The following is a 13,701-nucleotide window of genomic DNA, read 5'->3' on the forward strand; positions in this document are numbered from 1 at the left end:
ACCGGGTTTGGGGCGGTCAGGCCCTGCCGGCACGCCAGGCGCCGCGTACCAGCGGCAGCTGCAGCGGAAGCCGGGCCCACGCGGCCGCCTTGAACGGCACGTTCCGGCCGCGCTGGGCGTCCAGGGCCATCTTCACGTTGCCGGGGAACACGCCCACGAGCAGCGCCGCTCCGGCCAGGCCGGCCAGCCGGCGCGTCGGCGGGAGCAGCATCCCGACCGCGCAGAGCAGCTCTGCGACACCGGACGCGAGGATCACCTCACGGTGTGCGGGGACCCGGGCGGGCATCAGCGGCTCGTACACCTCGGGCTTGACCAGGTGCACCGTGCCGGAGACGAGGAAGGCGCCGATCACGATCTTCGCGTCCCGGCGCAGGGGTGCGGACATGCCGGGAGTCTAGAACCGCCGAGCGGGCAGAAACGCTGCTGCGCGGCCCGCCGAGCGGGCAGAAACGCTGCCGCGCGGCCCGCCGAGCGGGCAGAAACGCTGCTGCGCGGCCCGCCGAGCGGGCAGAAACGCTGCCGCGCGGCCCGCCGAGCGGGCAGAAACGCTGCCGCGCGGCCCGCCGAGCGGGCAGAAACGCTGCTGCGCGGAGCTGGGAGGAGCCACCACGGCTGACTAGGCGAGGCACGACGGGCAGCTTCTCTGCCCGCTCGGCGTACTGCGGCAGAGCTTTTCTGCCCGCTCGGCGTACTGCGGCGCAGCTTTTGTGCCCGCTCGGCGTACCGGGGACCAGCTTCTCTGCCCGCTCGGGTCAGAACATGATCGTCGAGAAGGTGCCCGACTGCCGGAAGCCGACCCGCTCGTACGCTGTGCGGGCGGCGACGTTGTGGCCGTTGACGTAGAGCGCGACCGTCGGGGCGATCTCGCGGAGGGCCACGTCGACCACGGCCGCCATCCCCTGCGTGCACAGTCCCTCGCCGCGCCGGTCGGGATCGACCCAGACGCCCTGGATCTGGCAGGCCGCAGGGGTGGCGCAGGCGATCTCGGCCTTGAAGAGGACCCGCCCGTCCTCGATCCGCGAGAACGACCACCCGCGGTTCACCAGCTGCGCGACGCGCGCACGGTAGAGGTTCCGGCCGCCGTCCGCCTCGGGCGAGACCCCGACCTCCTCCTGGTACATCGCGACACAGGCCGGGTACAGCACGTCGATCTCGTCCGGACTCGTCCGGCGGACCGCGGGATCGGGCTTCACGAGCGGCGCCGAGGAGATCTCCAGGTGCGGCTGGTCCCACCGGACCTCACGGGGGGTCCCCCACTCGTCGGCCAGGTCGGTCCAGAGCAGCTCGACGGCGTCACGAGGACCCACGATGGTGGAGCTCAGCCGACGCTGCCTCGTGGCCCGATCGGCGAACGCGGCACAGGACTCGGCGGTGCCCGCGACCGGGACGAGGTTGGCGCCGACGTGGCACAGCGAGCGGAGCTCGCCGTCGACGACGTACCCCCACATCTGGCCGCCCAGCCACCGGGGATCCAGCTGCGTCATCCGGCTGCGGTACTCGACGAAGACGTTGGCCACCGGGTCATCGGCCAGCACCTCCAGAGCGGCGGGCAGATCGGCCGGTCCGAGCACGCGTACGCCGTCCGACCGACCCTGCGGCCGCTCCCCGGACCGACCCTGCGATGCGAGCACATGGGGACTGTACAGACCGATACGGTTGCCCCATGCTCCATCAGCGCACGTGGGCCCGCACGGCCGTGCGGGTCTGCGTGGCGAGTGTGCTGGCGCTCGGCGTGCTGGGCTGTGGGCAGGGCGCGAAGCCCGATTCGGCGACCAAGGGTGCCGCTGCGGTCAAGGACTGTCGTGCCCAGTGGGCTGAAGTCGGCGACAGCGTCCTGGGGCTCGACCAGGACAAGAACCCGTCCGCGCTGCCCGACCGCTGGAACACCGTGATCGCCACCGTGGACTACTACAAGCACACGACCACGGCGAAGAACTGCCAGCAGCTCGTCGAGACGCAGCTCAAGGCGATCACCTCGCTGCGCCAGTTCAGCGAGAAGCTGCGGCCGTACGACATGACCTACCAGCTCGACCAGGTGCGCGCCGCCGTCGACCTCTACCTCAGCGACCCGCTGCCCGCAGCGGTCCGGGACGCGAACCACAAGCTCGTCCGGCCCCCGACCAAGGCCGCGGTGAAGCAGGCGATGCAGACGCTGAGCGACAACGCCCAGATCGCCGACCAGGAGCTGCAGCCCGGTTGGGAGCAGACGAAGTCGGTCGACCTCACCGACGTCGAGGCACTCACCACGACGATGCAGGACCTGGACTTCCTCGCCCAGGACAGCCCGCACTGGCGCCAGTGCGAGGACGCCCTGCAGGTGCTGGTCGCGGGGATCCGCTTCCAGGAGGGGCTGGCCGAGGGACAGGCACAGTCGCCGTCGACCGCTCCGACCGACGCGACGACTCCGGCGGGCTAGCGAGGGGTTTCGACAGGCTCGACCGCCGGTCGGCTACGAGACCGTCACGTCCGCCGACGCACCCTCGACGGGCTCCATCCCCTCGGCGAGCCGCAGGGCCTCCTCGATCAGCGTCTCCACGATCTCCGACTCCGGCACCGTCTTGATCACCTCGCCCTTGACGAAGATCTGGCCCTTGCCGTTGCCCGACGCCACCCCGAGGTCGGCCTCGCGCGCCTCGCCGGGACCGTTCACGACGCAGCCCATCACCGCTACCCGCAGCGGGACCTCCATGCCCTCGAGACCCGCGGTCACCCGCTCGGCGAGGGTGTAGACGTCGACCTGCGCGCGCCCGCACGACGGGCAGGAGACGATCTCGAGCTTGCGCGGCCGCAGGTTGAGCGACTGCAGGATCTGGATGCCGACCTTGACCTCCTCGACCGGCGGAGCCGACAGGGAGACGCGGATGGTGTCGCCGATGCCCCGCGAGAGCAGCGCTCCGAAGGCGGTCGCCGACTTGATCGTGCCCTGGAACGCCGGGCCTGCCTCGGTGACGCCGAGGTGCAGCGGCCAGTCACCCGCCTCGGCCAGCAGCTCGTAGGCCCGCACCATCACCACCGGGTCGTTGTGCTTCACCGAGATCTTGAAGTCGTGGAAGTCGTGCTCCTCGAACAGTGACGCCTCCCACACGGCCGACTCCACGAGCGCCTCGGGGGTGGCCTTGCCGTGCTTCTGGAGCAGTCGCGGGTCCAGCGAGCCGGCGTTGACGCCGATCCGGATCGACGTGCCGTGGTCCTTGGCAGCTGCCGCGATCTCCTTGATCTGGTCGTCGAACTTCTTGATGTTGCCCGGGTTGACCCGTACGGCGGCGCAGCCGGCCTCGATCGCCGCGAACACGTAGCGCGGCTGGAAGTGGATGTCGGCGATCACCGGGATCTGCGAGTGCCTCGCGATCTCCGGCAGCGCATCGGCGTCGTCCTGGGACGGGCACGCGACCCGGACGATGTCGCACCCGGTCGCGGTCAGCTCGGCGATCTGCTGGAGGGTCGCGTTGACGTCGGAGGTCAGCGTCGTGGTCATCGACTGCACCGACACCGGCGACTCGCTGCCGACGCCGACCTTGCCCACGCGGATCTGCCGCGTCTGGCGGCGGGGCGCGAGGACGGGCGGCGGGGCAGCCGGCATGCCGAGGGAGACCGATGTCATGGGCTCGATCCTAGTTCGCGGCGCCGCAGCGTCCGTCAGGAGATCTGCACGGGCGCCACGATGTCGGCGTACACGAGGATCACGGTCATCAGCAGCAGCAGCCCCGCGACGACGTAGGTCACCGGCAGCAGCTTGGCGGCGTCGACCGCCCCCGGGTCCGGCCGCCCGAAGATCCGGGCGGCGCCTCGCCGGGCCGCCTCGTAGAGCGTGGTCGCGATGCCGGCGCCGTCGAAGGGCGGCAGCGGCACCAGGTTGACCAGGCCCAGGAAGAGGTTGAGGCCTGCCAGCAGCAGGATCACCGAGAAGAACCGGTCCGCCACGGAGCTCGTGTCGTCGGAGGCGAACTCGCCGGCGACGCGGCCCGCGCCGACGACGCTCATCGGGCTGTTCGCGTCGCGCTTCTCCAGGCCGAGTGCGGCCCGGGTGACGTGGTAGACCTTGTGCGGCATCGCCCCGATCGACTTGAGCGTCTCCCAGGTGCCGTCGACCATGAAGCTCGTCACGTAGCCGAGGTCCTGGTGCTCGCGGTGGAGGGTCGGCCTGATGCCGAGGAACCCGCCGTTGACGGTCTTGGTCGGGTCATCGAGCGACGGGAGCCCGTTGATCGCCGTGTTTGTGCGAAGGGTCAGGGTCTGGCCCCCTCGGTCGACGCCGATCGCGGCCTGCCCGGCCTCGTTGGCGCGGATCAGCCGCTGCAGCTGGTCGTAGGAGGTGATCGCCACGCCGTTGAACGACACGACCCGGTCGCCGGGCTTCAACCCCGCTGTCAGGGCGGGAGTCGCCGGGTCCTTCGACGAGCAGGTCCCCGCGGGCTGGTCGACCCGCACGACCTTCACGCACTGGGAGACCGTGCTGACCGTCGTCGTCGGCTCGTGGGTGCCGTAGCCCATGAAGACGAGCGCGAAGAGCAGGAACGCGAGCACCAGGTTGATCGTCACCCCGGAGCCCATGATCACCACGCGCTTCCACCACGGGAGCCGGTAGAACAGCCGGTCGTGGTCTGCGGGGTCCACGTGCTCGTACTCCGCGGAGCGGGCGTCGCTGACCAGCTGGGCGAAGATGCCGGTGTTGCTGGTGCGGGCCTTCTCCGGGTCCTGATCGGGAGCCGGCGGCAGCATCCCGACGAGCTTCACGTAGCCGCCGAGCGGGATCGCCTTGAGGCCGTACTCGGTCTCACCCCGGCGCCGCGACCAGACCGTGCGACCGAACCCGATGAAGTACTGGGTGATCTTGACGTCGTAGAGCTTGCCGGGGACCAGGTGCCCGACCTCGTGCAGGCCGATCGAGGCGGCGACGCCGACCGTGAACAGCACGACGCCGGCGACGTACATGAGGGCGTCGGTCATCGGGCGGTCTCCAGGAGGCGGGTCGTCTCCTCGCGGGCCCAGGCGTCGGCGGCCAGGACGTCGTCGAGAGTGAGGTCTGTCGGCGTCGAGCCTACGTCGTGGCGGTTGACGCGGTGCAGCTCGAGGACGGCTGCGACCGTGTCGACGATGCCGGTGAACCCGAGCCGCCCTTCGCGGAAGGCCTGCACGCAGACCTCGTTGGCAGCGTTGTACGCCGCGGGCGCGGTGCGGCCGCGGGCACCCGCCTCACGGGCGAGCCGCACCGCGGGGAACGCCTCGTCGTCGAGCGGGAAGAACTCCCACACCTGCGAGCGGGTCCAGTCGACGGCCGGCGCGGTGCCCGGCACCCGGTCGGGCCACGCGAGTCCGAGCGCGATCGGGATCAGCATCGTGGGCGGGGACGCCTGGGCGAGCGTCGACCCGTCTGCGAACTCCACCATCGAGTGCACCACCGACGTCGGGTGCACGACGACCTCGATGTCGTCCATCGGGATGCCGAAGAGGAGGTGGGCCTCGATCACCTCGAGACCCTTGTTGACCAGCGTCGCCGAGTTGATCGTCACCACCGGGCCCATGTCCCAGGTGGGATGTGCGAGCGCGTCCTGGGGGGTGACCTCGGCAAGGTCCTCCCGGCTCCGGCCCCGGAACGGGCCGCCGCTCGCCGTGAGCACGAGGCGGCGTACCTCCTCGGCGCGACCGCCGCGCAGGCACTGCGCCAGCGCGCTGTGCTCGCTGTCGACCGGGACGATCTGGCCCGGAGCCGCGCGGGAGGTGACCACGCTGCCGCCGATGATCAGGGACTCCTTGTTGGCCAGCGCGAGCGTGTTGCCGGCCTCGAGGGCCGCGATCGTCGGCCGCAGGCCCACCGCTCCGGTGATGCCGTTGAGCACCACGTCGGCGCGCATCGACGCGGCCTCGACCGAGGCGTCCTCGCCGAGACCGCTGATCTTCGGGGAGAACTCGGCGACCTGGGCGTCGTACAGCTCCGGCTGCGAACCACCCGCAGTCAGCCCGACCACCCGGAACCGGTCCGGGTTGGCGCGCACGACGTCCAGCGCCTGGGTGCCGATCGAACCGGTGGAGCCCAGGATCACGACGTCGCGTCTGCTCACCGGACCATCCTCCCAGCCGTGGCAGCATGAGCGGCATGGACCTCGCCGCCGCGCGATTCCCGCACGCCGGCCTGCGGGACGCGTTCTACGAGAGCTACTACCTCACCGCCCACGACCCGGACGCGCCCCGCGCCCTGTGGCTGCGGCACACGGTGTGGAAGGCGCCCGGCCGAGAGCCCGTCGGCTCCGTGTGGCGCACGTGGTTCGACCTCGACGGGCCGCATGCCGACAAGCGGTCCACGCCGGACCTGGCCGTCGGTCCCTTGATCCGGGTGGGCGACGCCGTGCTGTCGCCCACCGGCGCGACCGCGCCCGACTGGGAGATCACCTGGGAGGGTGACGATCCGCCGTTCCCGCACCTGCCCGTGCCGTTCCTGTACGGCGCACCGCTGCCCCGCACGAAGTCGGTGAGCCTCCGCCCCCGCCTCCGGTACGCCGGGCAGGTGCGCGTCGACGGCCGGGAGATCGACCTGGACGGGTGGACCGGCATGGTCGGGCACAACTGGGGCAGCGAGCACGCCGAGCGGTGGATCTGGCTGCGCGGCGCCGGCCCCGACTGGCTCGTGGACGTGGTGCTCGGGAGGCTCCGGCTCGGCCCCGTGACGACGCCGTGGATCGCCAACGGGGTGCTCGAGCGCGGAGGACGGCGGACCCGCCTGGGCGGACTCGGCCGGCCGGTCAAGGTCGCCGACCGCGAGGACGGCTGCCGGGTGCGGGTGAGCGGGCTCGACCTCGACGTCGACGCGCCGGTCAGCACCCTGGCCGGCTGGACCTACAGCGACCCGACCGGAGGGCACCACCGCGTCGTGCACTCCTCGGTCGCCCGGATGGTGGTGCGCACCGCGGACACGTCGCTCGAGTGTGCGCACGGCGCGACGTACGAGATCGGCCGCCGGCAGATGCCGACCCTCGCCGCGATGCTGCCGTTCCCCGACCCGTGATCGGAGGGTGGCGCCCCCGCCACCCCCCGACGCTCGCGACTCAGCGCGGGTACGCGCGGTCCAGCTGCGCTTCTCCGCCGAAGGTCTCGAACCGGATGAGCTTTCCGTCGTCGTCGTAGCTGAGCACGTCCGCGGAATCCGCCTCGTTGCCGTCGAGCTCGTTGTGGCAGAGCACCACGACCCTGTTGCCCTCGGCGATGAACTCCTTCGGGGTGTTCTTGAAGCCCTTCTCGACGAGCTTCATCCAGAAGCCGCCGACCTCCTCCTTGCCCCGATAGGTGCCGGTCAGGGCGTTGTCCCCGCCGACCACCCACTCGATGGAGTCCGAGATGTCCTTCATCGCACCTTCGGGGTCCATGGCGCCGAACGCCGCGTACCCGTTGACTGCAGCCTGCTTGTTCACCGTTGCTTCCATGCCGAACCTCACTTGGTCCCCCTCGATCCCGACGCTAGGACGATGCCGGGGGACCCGCCAGACCCGAAAGGGTCATCCTCGCGGGAGGAGGAGCTCCGCGTAGTCCGGGAAATTCACTACTGGCGTAGTGAATTGGCCGCTTCCCGTACGGGATCTCGTACGGGAAGCACCAGTTTCACTACGCCCGTAGTGAATTTCGCCCACAGCCCGAGCGGCCAGCTGGCCCAGCAGCTGGCGGGTGTCCGGCACGAACGCGAACTCGGGGTCGGCGAGCAGCGTCGCCAGCTCGGCGAGCGTCACCCATCGACCCTCCGCGACCTCCTCGGGCTGGTGCACGACCGGCCCGTCCCAGACCGTCTCGTAGGCGTGCTCGAAGCAGCGCGTGGTCTCGTCCTCGTACAGGTGGTCCCCGAGCGCGGTCAGCACGGCACCCGTGATCCCGAGCTCCTCGGCGACCTCACGCAAAGCCGACTCGTGCGGCTCCTCGCCCACCGCGATCACTCCCCCGGCTGCGGCGTCCCAGTGACCGGGCGCCCAGTCCTTGGTGTCGGTGCGCCGGTGCAGGTAGATCCGCCGGGCCGGGTCGCGGACGAGGACCGCCGTCGCGGCGTGACGCAGGTTGTCCCGGCGTACGACGGAGCGTGGCGCGCTGCCGACCACGCGCCCGCTCTCGTCGACGAGTGCGACGGGCTCATCGGACACCTTGCTCGTACCTGGCACGGTGTCGGCTCAGAGGCTCACGGCGACGTACTTGGTCTCGAGGTACTCCGCGATCCCCTCGTTGCCGCCCTCACGACCGGTGCCCGACTGCTTGACGCCACCGAACGGCGCGCCCGCGTTGGACACCAGTCCCTGGTTGAGGCCGATCATCCCGGTCTCGAGCGCCTCGCAGACGCGGAACGCGCGGTTGAGGTCACGGGTGAAGACGTAGGACACCAGGCCGAACTCGGTCTTGTTCGCGGCGGCGATCGCCTCGTCGTCGGTGGCGAAGGTGGCGATCGGCGCGACCGGCCCGAAGATCTCCTCGCTGAGCACCCGGGCGTCCGCGGTGACCCCCGTCAGCACGGTCGGCTCGTAGAAGTAACCCGCTCCGTCCGGCCGTCGCCCGCCGGTGACGCAGGTGGCGCCCTTGCTCACGGCGTCGTCGACGAGCTCGGCGACCTTCGCCTGCTGCTTGTCGTCGATCAGGGGGCCCACGTCGATGCCCTCGTCGGTCCCACGGCCGACCTTCAGCGCACCCATCCGCTCGGCCAGCCGCCGGCCGAACTCCTCGGCGACCGACTCGTGGACGTGGAACCGGTTGGCCGAGGTGCACGCCTCGCCGACGTTGCGCATCTTCGCCAGCATCGCGCCGTCGACGGCGGCATCGAGGTCGGCGTCCTCGAAGACGAGGAACGGCGCGTTGCCGCCGAGCTCCATCGACACCTTGAGCACCTGGTCGGCGGCCTGGGCGATCAGCTTGCGGCCCACCTCGGTCGAGCCGGTGAAGCTGAGCTTGCGCAGCCGCGGGTCGGCGATGATCGGCGCGGACACGTCACCCGAGCTCGTCGAGGTGACCACGTTGAGCACGCCGGGCGGCAGCCCGCACTCCTCGAGGACCTTCGCCAGCGCGAGCATCGAGAGCGGCGTCTGGTGGGCCGGCTTGACCACCATGGTGCAGCCCGCCGCGATCGCCGGGCCGATCTTGCGCGTGCCCATGGCGTTCGGGAAGTTCCAGGGCGTGATGAAGAAGCAGGGACCGACCGGCTGGCGCATCACCAGCACGCGGCTCTGCCCGTTGCCGGCCGTCTTGTAGTAGCCGTCGATGCGCAGCGCCTCCCCGGAGAACCAGCGGAAGAACTCCGCGGCGTACGCGATCTCGCCCTTCGACTCAGCGACCGCCTTGCCCATCTCGAGGGTCATCAGGAGGGCGAGCTCGTCGGCCTGCTCGCCGAGCGCCACGAAGGCGCGATGAAGGATCTCCGAGCGCTCGTTGGGCGGGGTCGCCGCCCACGCCGCCTGCGCGGCAACCGCACTGTCGAGGGCAGCGAGGGCGTCCTGCGGGGTCGCGTCGGCGACCTCGCAGAGGGTGGCCCCGGTCGCGGGGTCCTCCACCGCGAACGTGGCGCCGCCGCTCGCGTCGCGCCACTCCCCGCCGATCAACAGCTGCTTCGGGACCGCCTCGAGGACCTTCCGCTCCTCGGGCCGAAGCTCGGTGCTCCCAGTCATCCGCTCTCCTCCACTCGTGCCGCCTCCGGTCCACCTTAGGGTCGCGGTGTGCGCGTCGTCAGCCTGCTCCCCTCCACCACCGAGATCCTCTTCGCGATCGGCGCCGGCGAGGAGGTCGTCGGCGTGACGTTCGAGTGCGACCACCCGCCCGCGGCACGGTCCCGGCCGATCGTCTCCACCTCGACGATGCCCGAGGACCTGACGCCGGCCGAGATCGACGCGTTCGTGGCGGCAGCCGTGGCCCGCGGCGAGGACCTCTACCGGCTGGACGAGGGCGCGCTGGCCGGTCTGGACGCCGACCTGGTCGTGACCCAGGACCTGTGTGCCGTCTGCGCAATCGACGTCTCGGTCGTCGACGACGCCCTGGCGCACCTCGGTTGCACGGCGGACGTGCTGACCATCGACCCGCACACGCTGGAGGAGGTGTTCGCGTCCATCGAGGCGCTCGGCGCCGCCACCGGGCGGGTCGACGAGGCTCGCGCGCTGGTCGCCGGCCAGCGCGACCGGCTCGCGGCCGTGGCCGCACGCGTCGCCGGACTCGAGCGCCCGCGGGTGCTGCTGCTGGAGTGGACCGACCCGCCGTACGCACCGGGGCACTGGATCCCCGAGATGATCGCGCTCGCCGGCGGCGACCCGGTGCTCGGTACGCCGGGTGAGAAGTCACGGCGGGTCACCTGGGACGACGTGCACGCCGCTCGGCCGGAAGTGGTCGTGGTCGCCCCCTGCGGCTACGACCGCGCCGGCGCGGCTGCGCAGGCCGACGAGCTGCAGCGCTCCGGGCTGCTGCCGACCGCGGTGCGGGTCGTGGCGGTGGACGCGAACGCCTCGTGGGCGAGGCCCGGCACTCGCCTGGTCGACGGCGTCGAGGAGCTCGCGGGCCTGCTGCACCCGTAAACCCTTTGCAGCGGCGGCGATCCGCGAGGATGCTCTGTCGTGGTCGAGCCCGGCGTGCGGGCTCCGGAAGCAGAGGAGGCGTGACATGTCCATCACTGTCACGGGCGTGCCCGCCCACCACCTCTCACACTTCCGGAGCAACCACGTTGAACACCGACAGGTCCCACGCCAGCGCTGAGCTGGACCCACCGCTCGACCCCGGCTTCGTCTGCGACTTCCGGCCGCTCGACGACCTCCCCGACGGCCAGCGCTACTCCACCTACTGGGACGTCGAGCCGCTCATGCGCGGCCCGAGGCCCACGCCCGACTGGCTGGTCACCGACCGGGCGGCCATCGACACCGAGCTCGGCGTGCTCAAGACCGGCAAGGAGGCCGAGGTCTTCGTGCTCGAGCGTGCCGTCCCGCCCGGGTTCGAGGCTGCGCCCGGGCGCCAAGCGCCCGGGTCGTGCGTGCTCGCCGCGAAGCGCTACCGGGCTCCCGAGCACCGCAACTTCCATCGCAACGCCGGCTACACCCAGGGCCGCCGGACCCGCGACTCGCGCGAGGCGAGGGCGGTCGCGGGCAAGACCGCGTTCGGCCGCAGGGCAGCCGCGGCGCAGTGGGCCTGGGCCGAGTGGGAGTCGCTGAAACGCTGCCACGAGGCCGGCGTGCCGGTCCCCTACCCGGTCCAGATCGACGGCACCGAGATCCTCATGGAGCTGGTGACCGTCGACGGCGAGGCGGCGCCACGCCTCGCCAACACGCGACCGAGCCCGGAGCTGCTCCGGAGCTGGTTCGACCAGGTCAGGGACGCAATGACGGCGCTCGCCGTGCACGGGCTCGCGCACGGCGACCTCTCGCCGTACAACATCCTCGCCGCGGGCGAGCGGATCGTGGTCATCGACCTGCCGCAGGTCGTCGACCTGGTGGCCAACCCGCTCGGTGCCGACTTCCTCGAGCGTGACTGCCACAACGTCTGCAGCTGGTTCGTGCGCCGAGGGCTCGACGTCGACGAGCACTCGTTGTTCGCGGACCTGATCGGGAGCGCCTGGTGAGCGCGGCGGCCCGTGGATCCGTATCTTCGATCCCGTGCGCCCCACCGAGATCGAGACCCTGGCGGAGCTCGACGAGCTGGTGAGCCACGGCACGACCTCGCTGGCCGGCGTGCACCTGCAGTCGGTCGACCTCTCGGGCCGCGCCGACGTGCTCGCCCGGCTCGAGGTCAGTCGCGCGGTGTTCCTCGGCTGCCGGTTCACCCCGCGCAGTGAGGCGGACATCCGGGCGCGCGGTGCGCTGGTGTTCCCGTCCGTCCCCGACCTGCCGTTCGATCCCTACCGCGGCGCGCTCTACACCCCCGCCGAGCTGTACCGCGGCCTGGAGGACGGATATGCCGCGACGCTCGACGCCGTGACCTACGCGTGGTCAGTGAGCCCGCGGTCGCTCGACCGCAGCCTCGCGATGGCCCTGCACGACCACGCGATCGACGACGCCGTCGAGGAGTTCGCCGCGGGCCGCCGGCTCGTCGGGGTGATGGGCGGCCACGCCGTGCCACGGGACTCCCCGGCGTACCTGGCCGCGGCCCGCCTCGGGCAGGACCTCGGCTCACGGTTCACCGTGCTCAGCGGCGGTGGTCCCGGCGCGATGGAGGCGGCGAACCTCGGCGCCTGGCTCGCCTCGGCGACCGGGGAGGAGCTCGTCGCGGCGGTCTCTGCGGTCGCGGCCGTGCCCGACTTCGCCCCTGACGTGACCGCCTGGGCCCGCGCCGCGTTCAGCGTGCGGGAGCAGTGGCCCGACGGCACTGTCTCGCTGGGGATCCCGACCTGGTTCTACGGCCACGAGCCGCCGAACGTCTTCGCCGCGGCGGTCGCGAAGTACTTCCACAACGCCCTGCGCGAGGACATGCTCGTGCGGCTGTGCCGCGCCGGGATCGTCTTCCTGCCCGGGGCCGCCGGCACCGTGCAGGAGATCTTCCAGGCCGCGTGCGCGAACTACTACGGCGAGCCGGCCCTGGTCGCGCCGATGGTGCTGGTGGGCCGTGACCACTGGACGGCACGGCTACCGGTCTGGCAGCTCCTCGACGTCCTCGGCGAGGGCCGCGCGTTCGGCCCGCGACTCCATCTGGTCGACGACCCTGCCGAGGTGCTGCCCGTCCTCCTCGAGGACGGCGGTGGCCGGCGGTAGGTCCTGGTCGTCGGGGCGACGCAGCTTCCACGGCTCGAGCCGGCGGTAGCCCTTGACCGACGTACGCCGCATCCGGCGCAGCCTGAAGTCCTCGTGGTCGTGCAGCGCCTCGGCCAGCTCCTTGTCGGCGAGCACCCTGCCCGGACGGGCGACCGAGGTGAGCCGCGCCGCGATGTTCACCGTCGGGCCGAACACGTCGCCGAGCCGGTTCAGCACGGGTCCCCAGGCGACGCCCGCCCGCAGCTGCGGGAAGTCCTCGTCGCGGAGGTGCTCCTCGACCAGCTCCAGCGCGATGTACGCCGCATCCTCGGGCCGATCGGCGGCGAACAGGATCTCGTCGCCGATCGTCTTGATGATCCGCCCGTCGTGCGCGGTGATGATCGCCAGCGCCCTGGCCTCGAACACGTCGACCAGCCGCGCGAGCTCCTCCTGCCTGAGTGACCGCGTCTGCCGCGTGTAGCCGACGATGTCGGCGAACCCGATGCCGGTGCTCACCGCGCCCTCGGCGTCGGACGGCGGAGCGAGCAGGAGACGCGACGCGGCGCTGAGCACGTGCCGGCGCCAGATGTAGCTCTGCACCTGCTCGATCACCGGGGTGACCTCGGCGATCACCGCGGCCAGGTCGTCCTTCGCCAGGCTGGTCGGGTCGAGCGCCCGGCCGAGGAGGCCGAGCTGCCACTCGGCGAGCCGGGCGAAGCTTCGCCCGAGCGTGCGGATCAGGGCCGCCTCGTCCTCCTGGTCGACCATGCCCAGGTCGTGGAGCCTCTGGGTCAGGCGCATCGCCTCGAGGTCGGCCTCGGTGAACGCGACCTCGTCGTCGTCGACCGCGGTGAAGCCCAGCGAACGCCACCGCTGCCGGGCGACCTCCATGCTGATCCCCACCGCGTCGGCCACCTCCGGCCCGGTGAGCGTCGGCACGCTGCCCAGGAGGTGGGTCTCGAGCATCTCGACGATCTGCTGGGGGTCGAGCTGGTCTCCGTCGGCCACGGGGCGCATCCTTCCCTGTCGGCGCGTCCGCGGTCCA

Annotated in this window: 13 protein-coding genes and 1 pseudogene; 5 read left to right on the forward strand and 9 right to left on the reverse strand. The window is 71.6% G+C overall.

From position 1 onward, the window contains the following. Positions 1-16: 16 nt before the first annotated feature. On the reverse strand, positions 17-385 hold the full coding sequence (locus ACVW00_RS13100; RefSeq protein ID WP_457111340.1) for a DoxX family protein: 369 nt from the start codon (positions 383-385) through the stop codon (positions 17-19). A 367-nt stretch (positions 386-752) separates the two neighbouring features. Continuing rightward, positions 753-1,631, reverse strand: a complete 879-nt coding sequence (locus ACVW00_RS13105) for a GNAT family N-acetyltransferase (protein WP_457111341.1) — start codon at positions 1,629-1,631, stop codon at positions 753-755. Between the two features lie 32 nt (positions 1,632-1,663). Between ACVW00_RS13105 and ACVW00_RS13110 the strand changes: the two genes are divergently transcribed. Beyond that, positions 1,664-2,416 (forward strand): hypothetical protein, encoded by a 753-nt coding sequence (locus tag ACVW00_RS13110; RefSeq protein ID WP_457111342.1) that lies wholly within the window; start codon positions 1,664-1,666, stop codon positions 2,414-2,416. Between the two features lie 33 nt (positions 2,417-2,449). On the opposite strand, the gene ispG is transcribed toward ACVW00_RS13110, so the two are convergent. The 3 genes from ispG to ACVW00_RS13125 are packed head-to-tail and all read right to left on the reverse strand — an operon-like array spanning position 2,450 to position 6,059. Beyond that, a complete protein-coding gene (gene ispG / locus ACVW00_RS13115) occupies positions 2,450-3,601 on the reverse strand; it encodes a flavodoxin-dependent (E)-4-hydroxy-3-methylbut-2-enyl-diphosphate synthase (RefSeq protein WP_457111343.1) in 1,152 nt (383 codons plus the stop codon). 35 nt (positions 3,602-3,636) lie between these two features. Then, entirely contained in the window at positions 3,637-4,947 is a 1,311-nt protein-coding gene (locus tag ACVW00_RS13120) for a M50 family metallopeptidase (RefSeq protein WP_457111344.1), read from the reverse strand. Then, positions 4,944-6,059 carry a 1-deoxy-D-xylulose-5-phosphate reductoisomerase gene (locus ACVW00_RS13125; protein WP_457111345.1) on the reverse strand — a complete coding sequence of 372 codons (1,116 nt, stop codon included), beginning with the start codon at positions 6,057-6,059 and terminating at the stop codon, positions 4,944-4,946. The genes ACVW00_RS13120 and ACVW00_RS13125 overlap by 4 nt, the downstream gene beginning before the upstream one ends. Positions 6,060-6,094: 35 nt before the next feature. Here ACVW00_RS13125 and ACVW00_RS13130 point away from each other — a divergent pair, with 35 nt between their 5' ends. Then, positions 6,095-7,000, forward strand: a complete 906-nt coding sequence (locus ACVW00_RS13130) for a hypothetical protein (RefSeq protein ID WP_457111346.1) — start codon at positions 6,095-6,097, stop codon at positions 6,998-7,000. A 40-nt stretch (positions 7,001-7,040) separates the two neighbouring features. Here the strand turns inward: ACVW00_RS13130 and ACVW00_RS13135 are convergent, their stop codons facing one another. From ACVW00_RS13135 to ACVW00_RS13145, 3 genes are read right to left on the reverse strand one after another with little or no spacing between them, the layout of a single operon-like run. Next, positions 7,041-7,427 (reverse strand): nuclear transport factor 2 family protein, encoded by a 387-nt coding sequence (locus ACVW00_RS13135; protein ID WP_457111347.1) that lies wholly within the window; start codon positions 7,425-7,427, stop codon positions 7,041-7,043. Between the two features lie 60 nt (positions 7,428-7,487). After that, complete coding sequence (locus ACVW00_RS13140) at positions 7,488-8,117, reverse strand: NUDIX hydrolase (protein ID WP_457111348.1); 630 nt, start codon at positions 8,115-8,117, stop codon at positions 7,488-7,490. A 27-nt stretch (positions 8,118-8,144) separates the two neighbouring features. Continuing rightward, positions 8,145-9,623, reverse strand: coding sequence for an NAD-dependent succinate-semialdehyde dehydrogenase (locus ACVW00_RS13145; RefSeq protein WP_457111349.1), 1,479 nt, complete (start codon positions 9,621-9,623; stop codon positions 8,145-8,147). A 48-nt stretch (positions 9,624-9,671) separates the two neighbouring features. Between ACVW00_RS13145 and ACVW00_RS13150 the strand changes: the two genes are divergently transcribed. The 3 genes from ACVW00_RS13150 to ACVW00_RS13160 all read left to right on the forward strand — a co-directional run bounded on the left by ACVW00_RS13150 (position 9,672) and on the right by ACVW00_RS13160 (position 12,677). Then, positions 9,672-10,517 (forward strand): cobalamin-binding protein, encoded by an 846-nt coding sequence (locus tag ACVW00_RS13150; protein ID WP_457111350.1) that lies wholly within the window; start codon positions 9,672-9,674, stop codon positions 10,515-10,517. 146 nt (positions 10,518-10,663) lie between these two features. After that, on the forward strand, positions 10,664-11,551 hold the full coding sequence (locus tag ACVW00_RS13155; RefSeq protein ID WP_457111351.1) for a serine protein kinase RIO: 888 nt from the start codon (positions 10,664-10,666) through the stop codon (positions 11,549-11,551). A 34-nt stretch (positions 11,552-11,585) separates the two neighbouring features. Next, positions 11,586-12,677 (forward strand): LOG family protein, encoded by a 1,092-nt coding sequence (locus ACVW00_RS13160; protein WP_457111352.1) that lies wholly within the window; start codon positions 11,586-11,588, stop codon positions 12,675-12,677. A gap of 39 nt (positions 12,678-12,716) precedes the next feature. On the opposite strand, the pseudogene ACVW00_RS13165 reads toward ACVW00_RS13160, so the two are convergent. Then, positions 12,717-13,673 (reverse strand): annotated as a pseudogene (locus tag ACVW00_RS13165) (adenylate/guanylate cyclase domain-containing protein); the annotation flags it as partial. Between the last annotated feature and the right edge of the window lie 28 nt (positions 13,674-13,701).

The organism is Marmoricola sp. URHA0025 HA25 (genome assembly GCF_054059435.1).

Excerpts from the sequence above, each read along its gene's own strand:
- ACVW00_RS13145 (WP_457111349.1), bottom strand. The coding sequence starts at position 9,623 with ATGACTGGGAGCACCGAGCTTCGGCCCGAGGAGCGGAAGGTCCTCGAG.
- ACVW00_RS13100 (WP_457111340.1), bottom strand. The coding sequence starts at position 385 with ATGTCCGCACCCCTGCGCCGGGACGCGAAGATCGTGATCGGCGCCTTC.
- ACVW00_RS13110 (WP_457111342.1), top strand. The coding sequence starts at position 1,664 with ATGCTCCATCAGCGCACGTGGGCCCGCACGGCCGTGCGGGTCTGCGTG.
- ispG (WP_457111343.1), bottom strand. The coding sequence starts at position 3,601 with ATGACATCGGTCTCCCTCGGCATGCCGGCTGCCCCGCCGCCCGTCCTC.
- ACVW00_RS13120 (WP_457111344.1), bottom strand. The coding sequence starts at position 4,947 with ATGACCGACGCCCTCATGTACGTCGCCGGCGTCGTGCTGTTCACGGTC.
- ACVW00_RS13130 (WP_457111346.1), top strand. The coding sequence starts at position 6,095 with ATGGACCTCGCCGCCGCGCGATTCCCGCACGCCGGCCTGCGGGACGCG.